We start from the raw sequence: 20,509 nt of genomic DNA on the forward strand, positions 1-20,509 counted from the left end.
CACAAGCACGCGAGCGCCCTCCCACAACGGGTGGTCAATAGTATTGGCAATAGCCTTTTGCAGGACGCGAGCAGGAGAGCCTTGCCCTGACCACTTTCGAACGAGACACTGCGTCAGTGAGCGCCCACCCGGCCGACCGCCAATCATTGCTTGCCAAGGGCGAACCCAAGCCCTCACTATTGGTACCGGCGGAAGGCAGGACGCCGGGATCCGCCGGAGGCGCGTCGGCTGCGGGCGTCGCGACCTGTTCACGTTCCCCCGGCAAGGACGCCCACCGTCCCGCCAAGCCCTGAGGAAAACGGCCGCCGCATGACGACCAGCCCGACCGTCGACCACTACCAGCAGATCCTGGGCCTGTGCCGGCCGCTGCCGCCGGTTCACACGGCCGTCGTGCATCCCGTCAAGGTAAATGTCCTCACGGCGATTGCCGACGCCGTCGCAGCGAAGCTGATCACGCCGACGCTCGTCGGTCCGAGGGAGCGGATCGTCGCAGCCGCCGCCGAGTGTGGGACGGACATCTCGGGCTTTGAGCTGATCGACACCGAGCACAGCCACGCCGCGGCCGCCACGGCTGCCGAGCTTGCCGCGGCCGGCAAGGTGCAGGCGATCATGAAGGGGTCGCTGCACACCGACGAGCTGCTGGGCGCCATCGTGGCGGCCGCGTCCGGACTGCGCACGGAGCGCCGCATCTCGCACGCCTTCCTGATGAGCATTCCCACCTATCCGAAGCCCTTCATCATCACCGACGCCGCGGTCAACATCGTGCCTGACCTGCCGGTGAAGGCCGACATAACGCAGAACGCCGTCGACCTGTGGCGGGTCGTATTCGGTTCTGACCGGAAGCCCAAGGCCGGCGTCCTGGCCGCCGTGGAGACGGTCAACGCGAAGATGCAGGCCACGCTCGACGCCGCCGCGCTCTGCAAGATGGCCGACCGCGGGCAGATCGCCAACGCCATCGTTGACGGCCCCCTCGCGTTCGACAATGCGATCAGCGCCGCGGCTGCCTTGGAGAAAGGCATCGTGTCACCGGTCGCGGGCGACGTGGACATCCTCGTCGTCCCGGATATCGAATCTGGCAACATGCTCGCCAAGCAGCTGATCTTCCTGGGCGGCGCGGATGCCGCCGGCATCGTGCTCGGCGCGCGCGTGCCGGTCATCCTGACCAGCCGCGCGGACGGGCTGCGCGCCCGCCTTCTATCCTGCGCGCTCGCTACGCTGATGGCCGAGGCGCGCCGCACGGGACAGCTGAAATGATTGACACGCTGCTGGTGCTCAATGCCGGGTCCTCGAGCCTGAAGTTCCAGGTCTTCGCGCTATCCGACCTCGCGATGCTGGCTGGCGGCCAGGTCAGCCGGATCGGCGGCGAGGCAACCTTCAAGGCCTCGCTGGCGTCCGGCGAGAAGGAGGCGGGCAATCTCGCCCCAGGCACAGACCACACGGCTGCTCTGGCCGCCGTGCTGGAGTTCGTCGACCGGCACGACGACGGCTGGCGCGTTGCGGCGGTTGTTCACCGCATCGTCCATGGCGGCACGCAGTATGTCGACCCGGTGTTCGTCACGCCCGAGGTGATGGACGACCTTGCCGCGCTGTCCCCTCTGGCGCCGCTGCACCAGCCGCACAATCTGGCGGCGATCACGGCTTCCGAGGCGCTCGTCGGCGACGTGCCCGACATCGCCTGCTTCGACACCGCCTTCCATGCGAACCGCGAAGACCTTTTCACCACCTTCGCGATCTCCGGCGATCTGCGCGCCAAGGGCGTGCGGCGCTATGGATTCCACGGCATCTCCTACCAATGGATCGCACGCGTACTTGCCGAAGAACACCCACGGCTCGCCGCAGGGCGGGTCGTCGCTGCGCATCTCGGCAACGGCGCGAGCCTCTGCGCGATCGAGCGAGGCAGGAGCGTGGACACGACCATGGGCATGACCGCACTCGACGGACTGCCGATGGGCACGCGCTGCGGCGCCATCGACGCCGGCGCCGTCATCTACATGCTGCGCGATCTCGGCATGAGCACGGACGAGGCGGAGGCCGAACTCTACAACCGGTCGGGCCTGCTCGGTCTCTCTGGCCTGACCAACGACGTGCGGGAACTGCTCGCCAGTGCCGAACCCAGCGCCAGCCTCGCGCTCGACTACTACGCGCTCAAGGTCGCCCAGCATTCTGCGATGATGGCCGCATCGATGGGCGGTATCGACGCCCTGGTCTTCACGGCCGGGATCGGCGAGCACGCGACACTCGTGCGCGAGGCTATCCTCGCGAGGCTCGGGTTCCTCGGCGCGTTCGAGACCCTGGTGATCCCAGCGAACGAGGAGCTGATGATGGCGATCGACGCGAAGGCGCTGCTGGAAGCTTCGGCCTGAAAATGCAGACGGGGTTTCGGGCCCGGCTCTCACAACACGGACGCTGATATTTTCCCCAGCCTAATTCCGATCGACGGGTTTTGAGCGCATCCGCGAAACGGTCTCGCGTTCGGCGCGCCGGCAGCGCATCGGCGGCAGACCGCGGTCCATCAGGTCGAAATCCTCCAGAACCATGTCGCCCATGCGCTTGAAAGCGATGTCCAGCGCGCCGGCGCGGTGCGCGGAACGCAGGAAGTTCGGCAGCGAGCGCACCCGATGGTCGATCGCAAGCGGTTCTTCCGGGAAGACGTCGCTGGCGGCGACGATGTCTCCGCTCTCCACCGCATCCATCAGCGCGTCGAAGTCGACGACGCCGGCGCGGCTGAGCAGGATGAAGGCCGCGCCCCTGCGCATCTTCGCGAAGGCTTCGGCGCCCAGAAAACCCTGGTTGTCGCTGGTCACCGACGCGACGACGAAGACGAAGTCGCTGCCTGACAGGACCTCGTCCAGCGATGCCGGCTCGACGCCGTGGTCGCGCAGCGTCGACGGCGGCAACCACGGGTCGTACACCTTGGTGCGCGTGCGGAACCCCGAGAGAACCCGGTTCAGCGCCTTGCCGAGGTCGCCGAAGCCGACGATGCCGACATCCGCGCCGGAGAGAAGCCGCGCCGTCTGGTTGCCGTCGCCGCCCCAGAGTTCCCTCCCCTGCCGGAACGCGAGGTCCGCATCGACAATGTCGCGCGCGAGGTTGAGCGCCATGGCGAGCCCGAGCTCGGCGACGGGCTCCGCAAACACCGAGCCGGGCATGATCACATGGATGCCGCGCTCGAACAGCGTTTCGTACGGCATGTTGTTGAGCAGGTTGGTCTCGACGTTCGCTACGCAGCGCAGCGAATTCATCTTCGCCAGCGTGTCCGCCGAAATTGGCGGCTGGCCGATGATGTATCGCGCCTCGGCGAGGGTCGCGTTGGGCAAGGAGGCGAACTCGGGATCCGTAGTCTCGACGATCCGGTAGTTCCTCCTCAGCAGCGCGAGTTGGTCCGGTGTGAAGATGAGCTCCAGCGAGCGCGGGGCCGGGCAACTGATGACGAGAGGTTTTCCGACGTCTGCCATTTTCGCTTCCAACGTATCGATTGCGAGCCGTTCGCGGCTTTGGATCAGCCGAGCAGGTTGCGGACTTCATCAAGCGTGGGCATCGACGGCGCGGTGCCCGGGCGCGTCACCGAGACGCCGGCCACGGCGCAGGCGAAGCGCACGGCAGCAAGCGGATCCTCGCCGCGGGCAAGCGCCGCCGCGAAGCCGCCGTTGAAGGCATCGCCCGCGCCGGTCGTCTCGACCACCGGCCCCGCATCGACAGCGGGAACCAGCTCGGAGACGCCCACCGCATGGTAGAGGGCGCCCTTCTCGCCGAGCGTGACGACCGCGGCGCCCGCGCCCTTGCCGATCAGCACGTCGGCGGCGCGGCGCGCGCCGTCGAGGCTGTCCACCTTCACTCCGGTCAGTCCCTCGGCTTCGGTTTCGTTCGGCGTGACGTAGTCGCAGAGCGGGAATATCTCTGCCGGCAGCGCCGCCGCTGGCGCCGGATTTAGGATGGTCGCAACGCCGGCGTCGCGCGCGATCTGAAGTGCCTTCAGAGCGGCAGCGATCGGCTGCTCGAGCTGGGTGACGAATACACCTGCGCCACGGATCAGCGCGGCATTGGCCTCGATGTCCGCCGGCGAGATCAGGGTCGCGGCGCCCGGACACACGATGATCGCGTTGTTGCCCGTCGTCTCCTCTACGAAGATGTAGGCAGCGCCCGTGTAGCTTTCGGGCGTCTCGATGACGGCCGGCTTTACGCCAGCGTCCCGCCAGGTGGCGAGCGCCATATCTGCGAACGGGTCGCGGCCGAGCCGGGTGATGAAGGAAACGTCGGCGCCCAGCTTGCCGGCCGCCACCGCCTGATTCGATCCCTTGCCGCCCGGACCAAGCTTGAATGAACTGCCGAGTATGGTCTCCCCCATGCGCGGAGCGCGCGGGGCACGATAGGCCGTGTCCGCGACGAAGACGCCGAGGATCACGATGGGTTTTTGGGCGGCCATGGCCATTAGCCCGCGTCCGGCGGAACGACGCCCTTGCGGAACGCGAAGCAGCCGTAGAAGCGTCGCTCGCCCGTCTGGATCACGGCGTAGGCCTGCTTGGCGCGCTCGTAGAAGGCATAGCGCTCGACGCCGATCATCGGCCAGGACTTGCCCTCGGCGGCGTCGACCGCCTTCTGCACCTCGGCCTGGACAGGCGGCACCTCGTCGGGCTTGCCGACGATCTCCATCCGGGCTGCGGCATCGTCAACGAAGGAATCGAGCGGATAGACGGAGAGCACCGCCTGCGCCACCTCGGCCGCGGTCGTGTTGTCGATGCGCAGCAGCTTTCCGAGCCGCGTCTGCCGCGCGACGGAATCGGCGGGGAAATTGGTGTCGCAGATGATCAGGTCGTCGCCGTGGCCCATTGCGCGCAGAGCGAAGAGCACGTCGGCATTGAGCAGCGGATGGATGCCTTTCAGCAAGTGATGTCCCCTCCCAGGGTGTGTTGTGCGTGGTCTAGAGCCGCCGTCCCGACGTCGGGTCAAAAAGATGCACGACGTCCTCGCGAGGCTTGAGATTGAGCGTATCTCCGGGCTTGAAGTTGTGCCGTTCGCGGAAGAGCGCCGTCAGTTCGTGGTCGCCGAAGCGCAAGAACACCATGGTTTCCGATCCGGTCGGCTCGATCACCGAGATCTTCGCCGGGAACCCGTCTGCGGCGATCTGCAGGTGCTCGGGACGCACGCCGTAGATGACCGGTTGGCCGTCCTGGACCTCATGCGCGCCGGAGAACGGAAGGAGGACGCCGCCAACCTCGACGCCGGGCCGGTCGCCGCCACGCACCACGCCCTTCAGCATGTTCATCGCAGGCGAACCGATGAAGCCGGCCACGAACAGGTTTGCGGGCTTGTCGAACAGTTCCAGCGGCGCGCCGATCTGCTCGATGCGGCCGGCCTGCATGACGACGATCTTGTCGGCCATGGTCATGGCCTCGACCTGGTCGTGCGTCACGTAGATGGTTGTCGTCTTCAGCCGCTGGTGCAGTTCCTTGATCTCGGTCCGCATCTGCACGCGTAGCTTGGCGTCGAGGTTGGACAGCGGCTCGTCGAACAGGAAGACTTGCGGGTCGCGGACGATGGCGCGGCCCATGGCGACGCGCTGGCGCTGACCGCCCGAGAGCTGGCGCGGATAGCGGTCGAGATAGGGTTTCAGATCGAGGATCTCGGCGGCCTTGTCCACCCGTTCGGCGACGATCTTCGAGTCTATCTTCCTGAGCTTCAGCGCAAACGCCATGTTGGCGCGCACTGTCTTGTGCGGATAGAGCGCGTAGTTCTGAAAGACCATGGCGATGTCGCGCTTGGCGGGCGGCAGATGGTTCACCGTGCGTTCGCCGATCTGGATGGCGCCGCCAGTTATGTTCTCGAGGCCCGCCACCATGCGAAGCAGCGTGGACTTGCCGCAGCCTGAAGGGCCGACCAGCACGACGAACTGGCCGTCGGCGATGTCGACGTTCACCCCATGTAGGACCTTAACCGCTCCGAACTCCTTCGAAACGTCGCGGATTGCAACCTGCGCCATGTTTGTGGACGTCCCTCCCGAAACTGCCGCAGAAGCTAGCCAAGCGTCAGTGCCGAGTCCACCATATTTTGGTCAGACCAATTCACCAAGTCGCGTTGACACTTCCGTGAATTCGCTCTTACTCTTCGCCTGCTGTTTGCAGCCTTGCATCCGGTCATGGCGGGGGGAGAATTCGGCCATCGGGCCTTCGAGGTCGCAGGAGCTTTTGACGCGTCCACATACCCAGCGTCGGTATGCGCGCAGCACACTTTGGGAGGAGTGAAACATGAAGGTAGATATCTACAACCAGCTTGTCCGCGCCAGCGCCACACGCCGCGACGTGTTGCGTGGCGCGGCAAGCCTTGCGGCGCTCGGCGCAGCTACCGGCACGGGGCTCGGCGCCCTCGTCGGCAGCGCTTCAGCGCAGGAAGACCTGCGCGCGCAGATCCTGCAAATTCCGGGCGTCGGCAAGGGATCGCCGACCGATGCAGACTGGCAAAAGGTCGGCGAGCTGTGCCTCGGCGCAACCAAGTCCAGCGTCAAGGAAGGCGAGTTCGCCGGCGTCGAACTCACCTTCATGGGCCTGAACAACCAGAACCTGCACAACTTCCTGTTCCGCGGCTTCCTGAAGCCCTGGGAGGCCTATACGGGCGCCAAGATCAACTGGATCGACCTCGCCCAGGCCGACTACAACGCGCGCCTGCAGCAGTCGATCGCCACAGGCACGGTCGACTTCGACGTTATCGAGATGGGTGCGCCGTTCGAGGGCGATACCGCCAGCAAGGGCCTGCTCGACGAGATGCCCGACTGGGTGAAGACCCAGATCGAGGCCGACGACATCGTCGGCTATCTCAAGCCTCCGGTCGGCACCTGGGACGGCAAGACGTACCGCATCACCATCGACGGCGACTGTCATACCTTCGCCTACCGCAAGGACTATTTCGGCGACGGGTCGATCACCGGCATGGCCGACGCACCGAAATTCTGGGACGAGGTCAACGCGGCCTCGATCGCCGTCAAGGGGAAGACCGATCCGCTGACCGGGCTTCCCGCCTACGGCTTCCTCGACCCGCTGAAGGGCTGGGGCGGCTTCGGCTTCTACTTCCTGGAAGACCGTGCTTCAGCCTACGCCAAGCACCCTGACGATCCGGCATGGCTGTTCGACCCGGAGACAATGAAGCCCAGGGTCAACAACCCTGCCTTCGTGCAGGCGATCCAGGACGTCATGGACCTGATCGCCGCGGGCGCCTATCCGCCGGACCAGATCAATGCCGACCCGGGCACGACCGCCTTCCAGCAGTTCCTCGCCGGCACCGGCGCTGCCCTGACATGGTGGGGCGACGTCGGCTCGATGGCGCGCACGTCGGACACGTCCGTCGTCGGAGACGTGGTCAGCTTCTCGATCAATCCGGGCGCTAAGAAGGTGTACAACTCCAAGACCAGCGCCTGGGAGGAGAAGGAGAACTTCGCGCCGAACATGGCCTATATCGGCTGGGGCGTCTATGTGACCTCGCGCGTCTCGGGCGACGAGAAGAAGCGCAAGGCGGCCTGGTCGGCCGCGGCGCATCTCGGCGGCAAGGACCTCTCGCTCTGGACAGCGGCCTATCCGTCCGGCTTCCAGCCCTATCGCCAGTCGCACTTCCAATACGACGAGTGGGAGAAGGCGGGCTATGACCGCGCCTTCGTCGAGGACTATCTCGGCTCCAACGCGGACAGCTACAATCATCCGAACGCCGCCATCGAGCCCCGCATCCCCGGCATCTTCCAGTACTACTCCGTTGCGGAGGACGAACTGGCGAAGGGTTTTGCCGGCCAGTACAAGTCGGCGCAGGAAACGGCGGACGCCATCGCCGCCGCCTGGGAGAAAATCACCGACCAGATCGGCCGGGAGAGCCAGATCAAGCTCTACAAAGCCTCGCTCGGCATGCAGGCATAAGACGAAAATGGGGGTGCGCGCGTACATTCGCGCGCGCACCCGCCTTCTTGTCCGGGCGGCTGCAAGGATGCCGCCTTTGCTGTTCCGGAAGTGATCATCGGGGGCGCATGAACCAGGCCGATCTCCTTCATGTCGTCACCGCGGACGACATATCCGACCGACGAAAACTGTTCGGGCGGGCTATCGTATGGGCGTCGGCGTTGATTGTCGCGCTGGTTGGCGCCGCTCAGGCGGCCCAGCAGATGGGCATTGCCCATTTCGGTTTCCAGACCTGGCGTCCCACCCTCTATGCCTACATCCTCTGGGCGGTCTGCCTCTGCTGGAGCCAGGTGCTGGTCCGCGGCGAGCATGGCAAACGCACGCTTTTCGTTTTGCCGGCCGCACTCTTCGTCGTCTCGCTGACGGTCTTCCCGCTGCTGTTCGGACTGGTCATCGCCTTCTCGAACTGGAACCTCTCCTCGCCGCTCGGCCGCCAGTTCAACGGCTTCGACAATGTCGTCCAGATGTGGAACGACCCGTTCTACTGGAACGCGTTGCGCAACATGGTCTGGTACAGCCTGGCCATCCTGGTCGAATATGCGATCGCCTTCGGCCTTGCCTTGCTGCTCGCCGCCGAGATCCGCGCTCGAAAATTCTTCCGCGTCGCCTTCCTGCTGCCGCTGATGCTGTCGCCGGTGGCGGTGAGCTGGATGGTCGGCAAGTCGATGCTGGAAATCCGTTTCGGTCCGATCTCGCGCTTCGCGCGCTGGCTCGGCTGGGACAGTCCGTCCTTCTTCGGCTCCCCCGAGATCGCCCGCTTCACCATCATGGTTCTGGACGCATGGACCTTCATCCCGTTCATGATGATCATGATCCTCGCCGGGCTGCAGGCCATTCCCAAGGAACTCACCGAGGCGGCCAAGGTCGACGGCGCCGGCCCCTGGAAAACGTTCTGGGAGATCACCTTCCCGCTGATGCTGCCGGTTTCGGTCACCGCCATCCTGATCCGCATCATCTTCAAGCTGAAGCTCGCCGACATCGTTATCAACCTGACCGCCGGCGGCCCGGGCGGGGCGACCGACACCGTCACCTCCTTCATCTTCCGCGAGTACCGTGACCGGTCGAATGTCGGGTACGGGACGCTGCTCGCTATGATCTACCTGGTCATCATCATCATCGCGATGACTATCCTGATGAAACTCGCCGAACGGTTTGCGAGGCCCCGCACATGAGCCACGCCATTTTTCGCGACAGCGATGCCGATCTGTCATTCCGTGCGCGGCGCTTCGCCGGCAAGACGATGATCTACACGCTGCTGATCATCTGGGCGATCGTCTGCCTGTTCCCGATCTATTGGACGATAACGACGAGCTTCAAAACGGCTCCCAACGTCATGCAGGGAGCGCTTATCCCCTGGGTCGACTACACGCCGGCCTGGCTCGGCTGGCGCTCGCTCGGCCTGTCGCCCGAAACGATCGGCGCCGAAAGCACCGTTCGCAGTGAGTTCATGAAGCGCTTCTTCAATTCCGCCACCACGGCGATCGCCTCTTCCGCCATCGCCGTGATGCTCGGATCGCTGGCCGCCTACGGCCTGTCGCGCTTCTCCTACAAGTTCGGCTTCATGCGGAACACGGACATCTCGTTCTTCTTCCTGTCCCAGCTCATCCTGCCGCCGGTCGTGCTCGCCCTGCCCTTCCTCGTGCTCTACAAGCAGCTCGCGCTGCTCGACACGCGGATCGGCCTGATCCTGCTCTACACGCTCACCGTGCTGCCCATCGTCATCTGGATCATGCGCGACCAGTTCGAATCTATCCCGACCGAACTGGAGGAAGCGGCGCTGGTCGACGGACTTTCGATCTGGGGCGCCTTTTTCAGCGTCATCCTGCCGATCGCGCTGCCCGGCATGGTTGCGGCGTTCATCCTCAGCCTCGTGCTCACCTGGAACGAGTACTTCTTCGCCGCCCTGCTGACATCGACCCACGCGAACACGCTGCCGGTCATGGTCGCCTCGCAGACCGGAAGCCAGGGCATCAGCTGGTGGTCGATGGCGGCTCTCTCCTTCGCCGCGATCGTGCCGCTCATCATCCTCGGCATCGCGCTCGAGCGCTACCTGATCAAGGGCATGACGGCGGGCGCCGTGAAGTAGGACGGTCAGGCGCGCACGATATCGGTAAGCGCGAAGTCGTCTCCCTTGTACAGCAGCGGCTGGCCGTAGTGCCGCGCACACGCGTAGCTGAAGCAATCGCCCATGTTTAGCTTGGCCGGATGCCGGCCCTTGCCGAAGCGGTCGAAGGCATCGAGAGCCAACGCTGCGACCTCTGGCGGAACAGCGACGGGCTCTATTTGCGCAAGCGCCAGGTATTCTTCGACGCGCTGCTGCGCAACCGAAATGTCTAGGGCTGCTATCCGCGATACGGCCACGGCAGCTTCCCAGACGGCAATCGGCGAGGTGATGTCTTTGCACGCTCGACCTTTGCAAAGAGTTCGAGCGCGTCATCTTCAACCATCATCAATGCCGTCAACGCCGAGGCATCGATGAACATCAATCATCCTCGTAGAGACTGTCGATAAAATCCTTGTCGGCAGGCTTGCCCAGTTCGGGGCGCCCCGTTGCGCGGAGACGTTCCGCGAATTTCCTGCTCTTTTCAAACAGGGAGGGCTGATGCGATGTCCGTTCCAGCTCGTTCTCCAACGCTGCATGCACGGCCTCGGTCAATCCCATGCCCTTCAAGGTGGCGACCTTGCGTGCCAAGGCATCGGTCTCAGGATTTCGAATGTGGAACGCCATCGGTTCGCCTCCATTGGGCTAGCCTAATATATGCGTGCGGCTAGCCGACGACAACCGTCACCGCGTTGGCGCTCACTCCATGTTCGTGTGCCGCGCGCGCATCTCGTCTGGCGACGCGGCAAGCAGGTCCTTGAGCTTCAGAACCATGACTTCGAACAGCACGAAGAGTGCGCCCTCGAAGGCAGATCCCATCGGCAGGACCGACGTCTTCGCCAGGCCCTGATCGGTCGCCATTGTCTGCGCGGGAACCAGCAGCGTGACATCTGCGAGCTTTGCCGCGCTGCCCTCGGCTTCGGCAGTCAGCAGGACTACGGTCGCGCCGGCCTCTTTCGCGACCTTCATCAGGGTCAGGATCGTGGTCGTCTCTCCCGGGCCTGATGACGTGAGGAACACGTCACCCGTCCCGAGCGGCGGCATCGTCATGTCGCCCAACACGCCGACCGGCATGCCAAGATGGAACATGCGCATGGCGAAGCCGCGCATCTGCAGACCCTCGCGACCGAGCCCGTGCGTGCCCACCTTGTTGGCTGCCGCAAGCAGGCGGCAGACCTCGTCAACGCGCGCCTCATCGATGCGTCCCAGGACAGCCGCCAGTTCATCCAGGGCCGTCTGGAACAGCGCCGTCATGAGAGCTCCGCCATCAGCCCCTTCGACTGTCCGTACAGATCTTTGAAGATGCGGTACTGCTTGTCGTAGACATGCCGATGCTTTGTGCGCGGGGTGACCTTGCGCGCCGACGGGTTCCACGCGCCGATGTCGCTCTTCTTCGCCGCCCCGACCGCCAGCGCGGCCAGGAACGCGTCGCCGTAGCTTGCGCCCAGAGTCCGCTCCCTCACCGTCTGCGGCAGGCCGGATACATCCGACGTAGCCTGCAGCCAAACCGGGTTCTTGGTGCCGCCGCCAACGGCCAGCAGCGTCTTGGGCGGCTCGCCGATCTCGCGGTAGGTCTCGAAGATCCTGTTGGTGCCGTAGGCGATGCCTTCGACCGCAGCCCGGTAGAGGTCGCCGCGATTGTGCGTGAGGTTGAGCCCGAAGATCACGCCCTTCGCATGCGAATCGTGGATCGGCGTGCGCTCGCCGGACATGTGCGGCAGCATGATGACCCCGTTCGCGCCCGGAGGCGAGGCGTTGGCTTCCTCGGTCAGGGTCCGGAAGGCGGTTTCGAACGGCAGATCCTTGGCGAACTGGTCGCGGAACCAGTGGGTGAGCGTGCCGCTCGTCGCCAGCCCCGACATCGACGCGTGCTCGCCGGGGAACAGCCACGGCGCATACCACAGCCGCCCGTCCTGAATGCGCTTCGATGACAGCATGATGATGAAGATGGTCGAGCCGTACATGACCATCATGTCGCCCGGCCGCGTGACGCCCACGCTGAGCGCCTCCGCAGCGGCGTCGATCGTACCGGCGATCACCGGCGTGCCGGCGGCAAGGCCGCTTTCCCTGGCCGCTTTCTTCGTGACCTGTCCCGCAACATCGGTCGTCCACATCACCCGCGGCAGCCGATCGAGGTCGACGATGTTCGGGGCCAGCGCATTGCTCCAGCCCTTCGCGTCGATTTCGTAAAGCGGCGAGAAGTTCGCCGCGGAGTAGTGATCGACGACGCACTCCCCGGTCAGCTTCTGCACCAGATAGGTGGTCGAGGTGACGATCTTTGCCGCCTTGTCGAACAGTTCCGGACGGTTCTTCTGCAGCCACAGGATCTTGGGCCCGACCGATTGCGTCGTCAGCGCATTGCCGCAGCGGTCCAGGATGCGTTCGACTCCGATCTGGACGTCGAGTTCCTCGATCTCGGCCACTGCGCGGTTGTCGACGCCGTAGAGCGCGGCGTTGGACATCGCCTCGCCATCCTGGTCGACCGGCAGCATGCAGGGACCGATAGCGCTGGTCCCGACCGCCTTGATCGCCTTCGGGTCGATCCGGCTGTCGGCCAGCATCTTCTTCGCGATGAAGCAGAAATCGCCCCACCAGTCCTGCTTCGGCCGGTGCTCGGCCCAGCCGGGCTGCGGCACCAGCATCTTGTGGGGGCGCGATGCCGTCGCGATCACATAGCCGGTATCGTCGACGATTGCGCCTTTTGACTCGAAAGTTCCAACATCGATCCCGAGGAAGTAGCTCATCCGACGTAATCCTCCCGATCGAGGCTGAAGTTCCTGTCGATTGCGCCGATGCTCGCCACGAGAAGGCGCGTCAGGGCCTCCAGGTCGGCGGGATCGACGACCTCGAGCGAGGAATGCGAGTAGCGCATCGGGAAGCCGAGATCGATCGACGCGACGCCGCCCTCGACCAACTGCACATAGGCGGAGTCGGTCAGCGCTCCCGTATGCGCGCTTCGCTGCAGCGGCATCTTCAGTTTCGCCGCGGTCCGGTCGAAGAGGGTGACCAGCGCCGGATGCGGGATGGTGCCGTTCAGCGTGCCGCGCCCGTGGAAGGAATACATGCTCATCGCCGGACCGCCGCCCATCCTCACGTCGCCGCGATAGCCCATGTCGGGCGTGTCGGTGGCGAGCAGCAGGTCGAGCTGAATCGAGATGTCCGGCTTCAGGACCTGCGCCGCCGTCAGCGCGCCGCGCAGGTTGAATTCTTCCTGCACGGAGAAGACGAAGTGCACGGTCGGCCGTGCCTTGGCTTCGACCAGGGCGCGCGCCACCTCCACGATGACGGCGCAGCCGGCGCGGTCGTCCACCGAGGTGCCCGCGATGCGGCCGTTCGCCAGCTCGATGACGTTCGGTCGGTAAACGACCGGCACGCCGATCTCGACACCGGCGGCCTTTGCCTCGTCGGCGCTCGCGAAGCCCGCGTCGATGTAGAGGTCCATGTAGGGCACGACCTTGTACTTCTCGTCGGGCGTCGTGGCGTGATGGCTCTTGTTCGCGATGAGGCCGGGAACATCCCTGCCCTCGCCCACGCAGATCGTCACCGCCTGCGAAGGCAATGCCCGCTCGGGCACGCCGCCCAGGCGCTCGACGCGCAGCAGCCCGTTCGCCTCGACCTTGCGGACGATGAAGCCGAGCTGGTCCATGTGCGTGAAGAGCATCACGCTCGGAGCGCCCTTGGCGCCGTCGAGCGTGGCGGTCAGGTTGCCGAGCCCGTCCGTTCTGGTCGTCAGGCCGAGTTCGACAAGCCGCTCCTTCAGATATCGCCGGACCCGTCCCTCATAGCCGCTCAGGCCGGGTATCTGCATCAGGTCGGTGAGAAGCTCCTTCAGGCGTTCGCGCATCCGGGTCACTCGCCGCGGGCCTGGCGGGCGAGCCGCATGAATTCCGCCGCACGGTCCGGATCGACCGCGTTCCACGTGTTGCCGTCGACTTTCAGCGAAGAGCCGACGATGCAGCCGTCGGCAATGCGCATGACATCCGCGATGGTGGCGTGCTTGACGCCGGTGTTGGCCAGCACCGGCGTGTCCGGAAGCACTTTTTTCACCGCCTCGAGATCGGCCATCTTCGCCGCCTCGCCGGTGATCTGGCCCGAAACGAGAATGGCGTCGGGGATGCTGGAGAAGACAGCCGAACGCGCACGGTCGGCGAGGCTCCGCTGATCGAGCGAATAGGCGAACTCGGCCGAAACGTTGTAGAGCAGCGCGAGGTCCTGGCGGTGCAGGCGGTCACGGTAGCGCATCGCTTTGCCGGCGTCCGGCGTCCATGGACCCATGTCCGAGGCGTAGGTGCCCGTGAATATCTCGCGTACGAATGCCGCGCCCGTCGCGGCGGCCAGCGCCACCGAGGACATCGGGTCCCACAGGACGTTGACGCCGAACGGCACCTTGATCCGGTCCCGCACGCGGCCGATCAGATAAGCCATCGTCGCCGTCGACGCGGTGTCCACCGCGAACTCGTAGGGCCGGTCGTTCTCGTTGCCGAACATGATCGCGTCGACGCCGGCCTTCTGCAGCGCGTCGAGATCCTTGACCACGCCGTCGAGAAGTCCGTCCAGTCCGCGAGTCGCGTCATGGAGCGGCGACCCCGGCAGCGCACCGATGTGCACCATCGCGATCACCGGCTTCTTGTTTCCGAAAATGCCCCTGAATTTTGTAGTCATTTCTTACTCTTGGCTTTCCCATTGCTCCTTGCTGTCGTAGCAATTGACCTAAAGTAAGCGCAACTGTTCACGACGATTCCGGGTGTTCCACAAGCCGGGCTGCGTCGGTCCAGCGACGTGGGGAGGGATGATGAAAACCAGGCATTTCGACCGCATAGGAAATGGCGGTCTCGACTTCACCGAACTCGGATTCGGCACCGCGCCGCTCGGCAATCTCTATCGCCCTGTTTCGGACGCCGAGGCGGAAGCGACGCTGGATGCCGCCTGGGAGTCGGGCGTCCGCTACTACGACACGGCGCCGCTCTACGGACTGGGCCTTTCCGAGACCCGATTGAACGCGTTCCTGCGCGGCAAGCGGCGGGACGACTACGTGCTTTCGACCAAAGTCGGCCGCCTGCTGCGCGTGTCGACGCCCGACCAGCGTACCGGCATCGGCAAGTTCTTCGACGTCCCCTCGCGGCGCGAGGTCTATGACTACGGATACGATGGCGTCATGCGATCCCTGGAGGTTTCGTTCGAGCGCCTCGGCGTCGACCGCATCGATATCCTCTTCGCCCACGATCTCGACATCTTCACCCACGGCAGCAAGGAAGCCTCGGACGCGCGCATCGACGAGTTCATGAAACCGAACTCGGGCTACGCTGCGCTCTTGTCGCTGCGCGACCAAGGCGTGATCAAGGCGATCGGCGGCGGCATCAACGAATGGGAAGTTTGCCAGACGCTGGCCCAGCGCGGCGATTTCGACCTGTTCCTCCTCGCCGGCCGCTACACGCTGCTTGAACAGGAGGCGCTCACCAGCTTCCTGCCGCTCTGCCAGAAGCGCGGCATCGGCATCGTGCTCGGCGGTCCGTACAATTCGGGCATCCTGGCGACCGGGGCGAAACCCGGCGCCTACTACAACTACGACGCGGCGCCCCCGCACATCATGGACCGCGTGAGCCGCATCGAGGCTGTGTGCAAGCGCCACGGCGTGCGCCTGATCGAGGCCGCGCTGCAGTTCCCCCTGCTGCACCCCAGCGTCGTCTCGATGATCCCCGGCGGGCAGAAGCCGGCGGAGGTGAAAGGCAACCGCGCCATCATGGACGCCGCGATCCAGCCGGAGCTGTGGAGCGACCTCAAGTGGGAAGGCCTGATGCGCGACGACGCGCCGACGGGCTGATCAGGTGTATTTCCATGGAATTGCGCTTTATCGACCCCACTCCGATTTGCTTCGCAAACCACCTCTCCCCCGATCGACGGGGAGAGGAACCCAATCTGGACAAGCGCCGGCATCGCGGCTGCTTTCTCTCCCCCATCGATCGGGGGAGAGGTGGCCCGAAGGGCCGGAGTGGAGGTCGACGATGTGCACTCTCCTTGATTGAACGGAGCACACCATGCGCGTCGATTCCCACCAGCACTTCTGGCAGCCGGCCCGCGGCGACTATGGTTGGATGCCCAAGGATGATCCCGTCCTCAGCCGACCTTACTTCCCGGCCGACCTCGCGCCGTTCCTGAAACAGGCAGGCGTTGGCCGCACCGTGCTCGTGCAGGCAGCGCCCACGGTCGAGGAGACCGAGTACATGCTGGGCATCGCCGACGCGACGCCCGCGGTCGCTGCCGTCGTCGGCTGGATCGATTTCGAGGACGGGAGCCACATCAGGCATCTCGAACGCCTGAAGAAGCATCCGAAGTTCGCAGGCGTGCGGCCGATGATCCAGGACATTCCCGATGTCGACTGGATGCTGCGCCCGGACGTTCAATGGGCCTACGAGGCCCTGCTCGACCTCGACCTAACCTTCGACGCGCTCGGCTTCTCGCGCCACCTCGCCAACTTCCTCGCTGTCTTCAAGCGCTATCCGAAGCTGCGCGTGGTCGTCGACCACTGCATGAAGCCGCAGATCCGCGACCACGGCACCGCGCGGGAGGAACTGGCCTCCTGGTCGGAAGGTATGCGGCGCATTGCCGGCGAAACCGGCGCGTTCTGCAAGCTCTCCGGCATCGTGACAGAGGCCAATCCCGGTTGGACCGTTGACGATCTCAGGCCCTACGCCGAGGTCGTGCTCGACGCGTTCGGACCTGAACGCGTCATGTGGGGCTCCGACTGGCCGGTCAGCCGCCTGCGTGGCGAATATGGAGACTGGCATGTCGCGGCGGAAACGCTTTGCGCCGGCCTCAGTCCCGCGGACCGGACAGCGATCTTCGGCGGCACGGCGGCACGATTCTACCGGCTGGAGGGATAGCGCCGCCTTCCGTTCTGCCTGACGGCCGGGGAACCGGGCCGCCCGCCAAGAATGCAGCGAACGAGGCTGCGGGCCTGTGCCCGCAACCTCCGCTGACGTTGACTAATGCGCGTCGTGGCTCTCGCCGATCGGCTCCGCCTTGAACTCCACCTCGACTTTGCCGGCCTTCTCGAAGGTCAGCGTCGCCTTGTAGCGTTCCTTTTCCACCAATTGCGTCTTCAGGCCCATGAACATGATGTGCAGGCCCTTGGGCGCCAGCTTGGCCTCGCCGCCGGCAGGGATCTCCAGCGCGCCCGCAAGCGGACGCATGGTCATCACGCCGGCGGGATCGACCGCCATCTCGTGGATCTCGGCCTTGTCGGCGATGTCCGTAGAAACCGAAACGAGGCGGTCGGGCTCGGAGCCTGAGTTTTTCACGGTCATGTAGCCGGCGGCCACCTTTGCACCCGGCAGCGTCGCGCGCGTCCAGGGATGGTCGATGTCCAGCGTGCCGGCCTTGTACTCGTGCGCGAAGGCGGTTCCGGCAAACGCGAGGACGGCGAGGATTGCGAGGGGACGCGCGACGGCGCGGAAGGAAAATGACATTGGTAGTCTCCACTTGATGCCGCATTGCGCGGCCTGACGATGCATGCTTGCCGGCCACGGGCCGGTCGTTCCGATCACGTCGTCAATGGAGGGGCGCGCGGGTTTCCGGGTTTCCACGCGGGTGCTGGATCGTGGACCGTTTTCGAGGCGCCGCGGAGCTTGGCGAAGAGCCGGATGCTCTGCGGCTGGGCAGCAGCCAGGTCCGGCGGCAGGACCGCAGCCGCAATGCCGGCGCAGGCCAGTTCACAGCAGGCTGAAAGCGCCTTGTGTGGACTGCTGTCGTCGGGCGCATGATGTTGGTTGGATGTGATGCAGAGCGGGTTGCCGAACGCATCGACCAGAACGGGACGGCTGCCGACGCCTTGCGCATAGGCCGACCCGAACGTCTGCACAAGGAACACCAGGGCCGCCAGGAGCGCCCATATTCTTGGTGACCGCCTCGACAAGTTCCTCACGGCTCCGCCCCTCGACCGGCGTCCTCTATACCATCCGCCGCCGGCGCGGCGAATGCGTCCGGCTGCGTCACAGCGTCATCGCTTAGATGCCAGAGCGGCAAACCGGTTTCATTGCGCTTGCGCAATCACCGCGCGCAATTCCACGACCACCAGTTCCGTGTGCTGAAGGGGCTCGACGTCCATCGAGCCTTCCCACCCGTCGATGCACAGGCAGTCCTTGGGACCGACCTCAAATCTGCGGTCGAGGCTGATGGCCGCCCGCCCCTCACTGCAGAACATGAGGATGATTTCGGCATCGCTCGCAAAGGCGGCCGCGTCGTCCAGCATCAGGCGACGGACATCGCAGGTGAAGCGGCCGCGCCGCACCATCACGTTCAAGTCGAGGATCGGGCCGTCGATCAGCGTGGACGAGGTCGATGCATCAGCGGGAAACGGGAGCGGATCGGATGTCCTGAGCAAGCCGATGGACGCCCTGTCTCCCACCTTGAGGATGATCCCTTCCCCCTCGAGGACAGTCAGGCTGCGATCGATGGCCGGGAAGACCGAGAACGGCCCGCCAGCTTCGACCCGCGCCATCGAGAGCCGCCAGTCGAAGTCTTCGAGGCCGGCACCCTCGGGCGACACGGCGATCTCCGTCGTCGTGCCGCCGCCGTTCTTCCACGGCATCGTCCTATGGTCCGCGGCGCTGAGCAGGCGGATCATCGCTTGCCGTTCTCCTCCTGAAGGAGGCGCGTGGCGCGCCTCATCCCAAAATACCCGGCAGATTCAGCCCATGCTCCTTGGCGCAGTCGAGAGCGATGTCGTAGCCGGCGTCGGCATGACGCATCACGCCGGTCGCCGGATCGTTCCACAGCACCCTTTCCACGCGCCGCGCGGCGTCCTCGCTGCCGTCGCAGACGACCACCATGCCGGAATGCTGCGAAAAGCCCATGCCGACGCCGCCGCCGTGGTGCAGTGACACCCACGTCGCGCCCGATGCGCAGTTCAGAAGCGCATTGAGCAGCGGCCAGTCGGACACGGCGTCCGAACCGTCCTTCATCGCCTCGGTCTCGCGGTTCGGCGAAGCCACCGACCCGGAATCGAGGTGATCACGACCGATGACCACCGGCGCCTTCAGTTCGCCCTTGGCCACCATCTCGTTGAAGGCGAGGCCGAGGCGGTGCCGGTCGCCGAGGCCGACCCAGCAGATGCGCGCCGGCAGACCCTGGAACTTGATGCGCTTGGCGGCCATGTCCAGCCAGTTGTGCAGGTGCTTGTTGTCCGGCAGCAGCTCCTTCACCTTGGCGTCGGTCTTGTAGATGTCCTCAGGATCGCCCGACAGCGCCGCCCAGCGGAACGGGCCGACGCCGCGGCAGAAGAGCGGGCGGATATAGGCCGGCACGAAGCCCGGGAAGTCGAAGGCGTCCTTCACTCCCTCCTCCAGCGCCATCTGTCGGATATTGTTGCCGTAGTCGACGGTGGGTACGCCCTGTTTGTGGAAGTCGAGCATGGCGCGCACGTGCACCGCCATGGACTTCCGCGCCGCCGCCTCCACTGCCTTCGGGTCGCGCTCGCGCCTGGTCTCCCACTCGGCCACGGTCCAGCCCTGCGGCAGGTAGCCATTGACCGGGTCGTGCGCGGACGTCTGGTCGGTCACCGCATCCGGCTTGACGCCGCGCCGCACCAGTTCCGGGAAGATGTCGGCGGCGTTGCCGAGCAGCGCGACCGAAATCGCCTTCTTCTCCTTGCCTGCACGGTCGATGATCGCCAGCGCGTCGTCGAGGTCCTTCGCCTGCACGTCGACATAGCCGGTCTTCAGGCGCATTTCGATGCGGCTCGCCTGGCATTCTACGGCGAGGCAGGAAGCACCCGCCATTGTCGCGGCCAGCGGCTGCGCGCCGCCCATGCCGCCAAGGCCTGCGGTCAGGATCCAGCGGCCGGAGAGATCGCCGCCGTAGTGCTGGCGGCCCATTTCGACGAAGGTCTCGTAGGTGCCCTGGACGATGCCCTGCGACCCTATGTAGATCCACGACCCGGCCGTCATTTGGCCGTACATCATCAGGCCCTTCCTATCGAGGGCGTTGAAGTGGTCCCAGGTCGCCCAGTGAGGAACCAGGTTGGAGTTGGCCAGCAGCACGCGCGGCGCATCCTTGTGGGTCCTGAACACGCCGACCGGCTTGCCCGACTGGACGAGCAGCGTCTCGTCGTCCTCCAGCTTCTTCAGCGCGCCGACGATACGGTCAAAGCTCTCCCAGTCGCGCGCCGCGCGGCCGATGCCGCCATAGACGACCAGCTCGCCCGGCTTTTCGGCGACGCCCGGATCGAGGTTGTTCATCAGCATGCGCAGAGGCGCTTCCGTCAGCCAGCTCTTTGCCGAGAGCTCGGTGCCGGTCGCGGCACGGATCACGCGGGCGTTGTCGATGCGGGTATGCGTGGTCATGTGTCGTCTCCCTGTTCGGTGCCCATTCCCGCCTTGCTGCACACGGTCGTCCTCTCCTGGTCCGGGAGCGTCGACCGGCTTGGTATCGGTCATCTGCCCTCGGCGGCCCGGAAAGAAACGCCGCGCCAGGCGCGGCG

22 protein-coding genes are annotated in these 20,509 nt (G+C 65.3%); 7 read left to right on the forward strand and 15 right to left on the reverse strand.

Features of this window, described 5'->3' with window-relative positions; genetic code table 11:
• Nucleotides 1-309 precede the first annotated feature (309 nt).
• The gene (locus tag PD284_RS20170; protein ID WP_274629921.1) at nt 310-1,254 is read left to right on the forward strand and encodes a bifunctional enoyl-CoA hydratase/phosphate acetyltransferase; all 945 of its coding nucleotides are present in this window, start codon (nt 310-312) and stop codon (nt 1,252-1,254) included.
• Complete coding sequence (locus tag PD284_RS20175) at nt 1,251-2,363, forward strand: acetate/propionate family kinase (RefSeq protein ID WP_274629922.1); 1,113 nt, start codon at nt 1,251-1,253, stop codon at nt 2,361-2,363. Before PD284_RS20170 ends, PD284_RS20175 begins: the two co-directional genes overlap by 4 nt.
• Before the next feature lie 60 nt (nt 2,364-2,423).
• On the opposite strand, the gene PD284_RS20180 is transcribed toward PD284_RS20175, so the two are convergent.
• Genes PD284_RS20180 through PD284_RS20195 form a run of 4 tightly spaced genes read right to left on the reverse strand, consistent with a single transcriptional unit; the run spans nt 2,424 to nt 5,977 of the window.
• Nucleotides 2,424-3,455 carry a hydroxyacid dehydrogenase gene (locus PD284_RS20180; protein ID WP_274629923.1) on the reverse strand — a complete coding sequence of 344 codons (1,032 nt, stop codon included), beginning with the start codon at nt 3,453-3,455 and terminating at the stop codon, nt 2,424-2,426.
• Between the two features lie 44 nt (nt 3,456-3,499).
• Nucleotides 3,500-4,423: a ribokinase gene (gene rbsK, locus PD284_RS20185; RefSeq protein ID WP_274629924.1), complete on the reverse strand. Its 924-nt coding sequence runs from the start codon at nt 4,421-4,423 to the stop codon at nt 3,500-3,502.
• Nucleotides 4,424-4,428: 5 nt separating this feature from the next.
• Nucleotides 4,429-4,884 carry an RbsD/FucU family protein gene (locus PD284_RS20190; RefSeq protein ID WP_274629925.1) on the reverse strand — a complete coding sequence of 152 codons (456 nt, stop codon included), beginning with the start codon at nt 4,882-4,884 and terminating at the stop codon, nt 4,429-4,431.
• Between the two features lie 34 nt (nt 4,885-4,918).
• The gene (locus PD284_RS20195; protein ID WP_274629926.1) at nt 4,919-5,977 is read right to left on the reverse strand and encodes an ABC transporter ATP-binding protein; all 1,059 of its coding nucleotides are present in this window, start codon (nt 5,975-5,977) and stop codon (nt 4,919-4,921) included.
• Between the two features lie 265 nt (nt 5,978-6,242).
• On the opposite strand from PD284_RS20195, the gene PD284_RS20200 reads away from it, so the two are divergent.
• The 3 genes from PD284_RS20200 to PD284_RS20210 all read left to right on the forward strand — a co-directional run bounded on the left by PD284_RS20200 (nt 6,243) and on the right by PD284_RS20210 (nt 10,017).
• Nucleotides 6,243-7,892, forward strand: a complete 1,650-nt coding sequence (locus PD284_RS20200) for an extracellular solute-binding protein (RefSeq protein ID WP_274629927.1) — start codon at nt 6,243-6,245, stop codon at nt 7,890-7,892.
• Nucleotides 7,893-7,999: 107 nt separating this feature from the next.
• Nucleotides 8,000-9,103 (forward strand): carbohydrate ABC transporter permease, encoded by a 1,104-nt coding sequence (locus PD284_RS20205; protein WP_274629928.1) that lies wholly within the window; start codon nt 8,000-8,002, stop codon nt 9,101-9,103.
• The gene (locus tag PD284_RS20210; protein ID WP_411956237.1) at nt 9,100-10,017 is read left to right on the forward strand and encodes a carbohydrate ABC transporter permease; all 918 of its coding nucleotides are present in this window, start codon (nt 9,100-9,102) and stop codon (nt 10,015-10,017) included. Before PD284_RS20205 ends, PD284_RS20210 begins: the two co-directional genes overlap by 4 nt.
• 5 nt (nt 10,018-10,022) lie before the next feature.
• Here PD284_RS20210 and PD284_RS20215 read toward each other — a convergent pair whose 3' ends face one another.
• From PD284_RS20215 to PD284_RS20240, 7 genes are all read right to left on the reverse strand, one after another.
• Nucleotides 10,023-10,292 carry a type II toxin-antitoxin system VapC family toxin gene (locus PD284_RS20215; RefSeq protein WP_338036670.1) on the reverse strand — a complete coding sequence of 90 codons (270 nt, stop codon included), beginning with the start codon at nt 10,290-10,292 and terminating at the stop codon, nt 10,023-10,025.
• Entirely contained in the window at nt 10,274-10,414 is a 141-nt protein-coding gene (locus PD284_RS26885) for a hypothetical protein (RefSeq protein ID WP_338036671.1), read from the reverse strand. The genes PD284_RS20215 and PD284_RS26885 overlap by 19 nt, the downstream gene beginning before the upstream one ends.
• Nucleotides 10,414-10,659, reverse strand: coding sequence for a type II toxin-antitoxin system VapB family antitoxin (locus PD284_RS20220; RefSeq protein ID WP_274629929.1), 246 nt, complete (start codon nt 10,657-10,659; stop codon nt 10,414-10,416). Before PD284_RS20220 ends, PD284_RS26885 begins: the two co-directional genes overlap by 1 nt.
• 72 nt (nt 10,660-10,731) lie before the next feature.
• Nucleotides 10,732-11,286, reverse strand: a complete 555-nt coding sequence (locus PD284_RS20225; RefSeq protein WP_274629930.1) for an SIS domain-containing protein — start codon at nt 11,284-11,286, stop codon at nt 10,732-10,734.
• The gene (locus PD284_RS20230) at nt 11,283-12,776 is read right to left on the reverse strand and encodes an FGGY-family carbohydrate kinase (RefSeq protein ID WP_274629931.1); all 1,494 of its coding nucleotides are present in this window, start codon (nt 12,774-12,776) and stop codon (nt 11,283-11,285) included. The genes PD284_RS20225 and PD284_RS20230 overlap by 4 nt, the downstream gene beginning before the upstream one ends.
• Nucleotides 12,773-13,876: a M42 family metallopeptidase gene (locus PD284_RS20235; RefSeq protein WP_274629932.1), complete on the reverse strand. Its 1,104-nt coding sequence runs from the start codon at nt 13,874-13,876 to the stop codon at nt 12,773-12,775. The genes PD284_RS20230 and PD284_RS20235 overlap by 4 nt, the downstream gene beginning before the upstream one ends.
• 5 nt (nt 13,877-13,881) lie before the next feature.
• A complete protein-coding gene (locus PD284_RS20240; protein ID WP_274629933.1) occupies nt 13,882-14,694 on the reverse strand; it encodes a BtpA/SgcQ family protein in 813 nt (270 codons plus the stop codon).
• Nucleotides 14,695-14,824: 130 nt separating this feature from the next.
• On the opposite strand from PD284_RS20240, the gene PD284_RS20245 reads away from it, so the two are divergent.
• Together PD284_RS20245 and PD284_RS20250 are read left to right on the forward strand one after the other, a co-directional pair.
• Nucleotides 14,825-15,853 carry an aldo/keto reductase gene (locus tag PD284_RS20245; protein WP_274629934.1) on the forward strand — a complete coding sequence of 343 codons (1,029 nt, stop codon included), beginning with the start codon at nt 14,825-14,827 and terminating at the stop codon, nt 15,851-15,853.
• A gap of 214 nt (nt 15,854-16,067) precedes the next feature.
• Nucleotides 16,068-16,913 (forward strand): amidohydrolase family protein, encoded by an 846-nt coding sequence (locus tag PD284_RS20250; protein WP_274629935.1) that lies wholly within the window; start codon nt 16,068-16,070, stop codon nt 16,911-16,913.
• A 102-nt stretch (nt 16,914-17,015) separates the two neighbouring features.
• Here PD284_RS20250 and PD284_RS20255 read toward each other — a convergent pair whose 3' ends face one another.
• The 4 genes from PD284_RS20255 to hutU all read right to left on the reverse strand — a co-directional run bounded on the left by PD284_RS20255 (nt 17,016) and on the right by hutU (nt 20,372).
• Nucleotides 17,016-17,498 carry a copper chaperone PCu(A)C gene (locus PD284_RS20255; RefSeq protein WP_274629936.1) on the reverse strand — a complete coding sequence of 161 codons (483 nt, stop codon included), beginning with the start codon at nt 17,496-17,498 and terminating at the stop codon, nt 17,016-17,018.
• 74 nt (nt 17,499-17,572) lie between these two features.
• A complete protein-coding gene (locus tag PD284_RS20260) occupies nt 17,573-17,899 on the reverse strand; it encodes a hypothetical protein (protein WP_274629937.1) in 327 nt (108 codons plus the stop codon).
• 162 nt (nt 17,900-18,061) lie between these two features.
• On the reverse strand, nt 18,062-18,655 hold the full coding sequence (locus PD284_RS20265) for a HutD/Ves family protein (RefSeq protein WP_411956238.1): 594 nt from the start codon (nt 18,653-18,655) through the stop codon (nt 18,062-18,064).
• 40 nt (nt 18,656-18,695) lie between these two features.
• A complete protein-coding gene (gene hutU, locus PD284_RS20270) occupies nt 18,696-20,372 on the reverse strand; it encodes a urocanate hydratase (protein WP_274629938.1) in 1,677 nt (558 codons plus the stop codon).
• Nucleotides 20,373-20,509: the final 137 nt, after the last annotated feature.

Source organism: Mesorhizobium shangrilense (genome assembly GCF_028826155.1).
GTDB lineage: Bacteria > Pseudomonadota > Alphaproteobacteria > Rhizobiales > Rhizobiaceae > Arvimicrobium > Arvimicrobium flavum.

Coding starts and splice junctions, on each gene's coding strand:
- PD284_RS20170 (WP_274629921.1), top strand. CDS start 310: ATGACGACCAGCCCGACCGTCGACCACTACCAGCAGATCCTGGGCCTG.
- PD284_RS20175 (WP_274629922.1), top strand. CDS start 1,251: ATGATTGACACGCTGCTGGTGCTCAATGCCGGGTCCTCGAGCCTGAAG.
- PD284_RS20180 (WP_274629923.1), bottom strand. CDS start 3,455: ATGGCAGACGTCGGAAAACCTCTCGTCATCAGTTGCCCGGCCCCGCGC.
- rbsK (WP_274629924.1), bottom strand. CDS start 4,423: ATGGCCGCCCAAAAACCCATCGTGATCCTCGGCGTCTTCGTCGCGGAC.
- PD284_RS20195 (WP_274629926.1), bottom strand. CDS start 5,977: ATGGCGCAGGTTGCAATCCGCGACGTTTCGAAGGAGTTCGGAGCGGTT.
- PD284_RS20200 (WP_274629927.1), top strand. CDS start 6,243: ATGAAGGTAGATATCTACAACCAGCTTGTCCGCGCCAGCGCCACACGC.
- PD284_RS20205 (WP_274629928.1), top strand. CDS start 8,000: ATGAACCAGGCCGATCTCCTTCATGTCGTCACCGCGGACGACATATCC.
- PD284_RS20210 (WP_411956237.1), top strand. CDS start 9,100: ATGAGCCACGCCATTTTTCGCGACAGCGATGCCGATCTGTCATTCCGT.
- PD284_RS26885 (WP_338036671.1), bottom strand. CDS start 10,414: ATGTTCATCGATGCCTCGGCGTTGACGGCATTGATGATGGTTGAAGAT.
- PD284_RS20220 (WP_274629929.1), bottom strand. CDS start 10,659: ATGGCGTTCCACATTCGAAATCCTGAGACCGATGCCTTGGCACGCAAG.
- PD284_RS20225 (WP_274629930.1), bottom strand. CDS start 11,286: ATGACGGCGCTGTTCCAGACGGCCCTGGATGAACTGGCGGCTGTCCTG.
- PD284_RS20230 (WP_274629931.1), bottom strand. CDS start 12,776: ATGAGCTACTTCCTCGGGATCGATGTTGGAACTTTCGAGTCAAAAGGC.
- PD284_RS20235 (WP_274629932.1), bottom strand. CDS start 13,876: ATGCGCGAACGCCTGAAGGAGCTTCTCACCGACCTGATGCAGATACCC.
- PD284_RS20240 (WP_274629933.1), bottom strand. CDS start 14,694: ATGACTACAAAATTCAGGGGCATTTTCGGAAACAAGAAGCCGGTGATC.
- PD284_RS20245 (WP_274629934.1), top strand. CDS start 14,825: ATGAAAACCAGGCATTTCGACCGCATAGGAAATGGCGGTCTCGACTTC.
- PD284_RS20250 (WP_274629935.1), top strand. CDS start 16,068: ATGCGCGTCGATTCCCACCAGCACTTCTGGCAGCCGGCCCGCGGCGAC.
- PD284_RS20255 (WP_274629936.1), bottom strand. CDS start 17,498: ATGTCATTTTCCTTCCGCGCCGTCGCGCGTCCCCTCGCAATCCTCGCC.
- PD284_RS20265 (WP_411956238.1), bottom strand. CDS start 18,655: ATGATCCGCCTGCTCAGCGCCGCGGACCATAGGACGATGCCGTGGAAG.
- hutU (WP_274629938.1), bottom strand. CDS start 20,372: ATGACCACGCATACCCGCATCGACAACGCCCGCGTGATCCGTGCCGCG.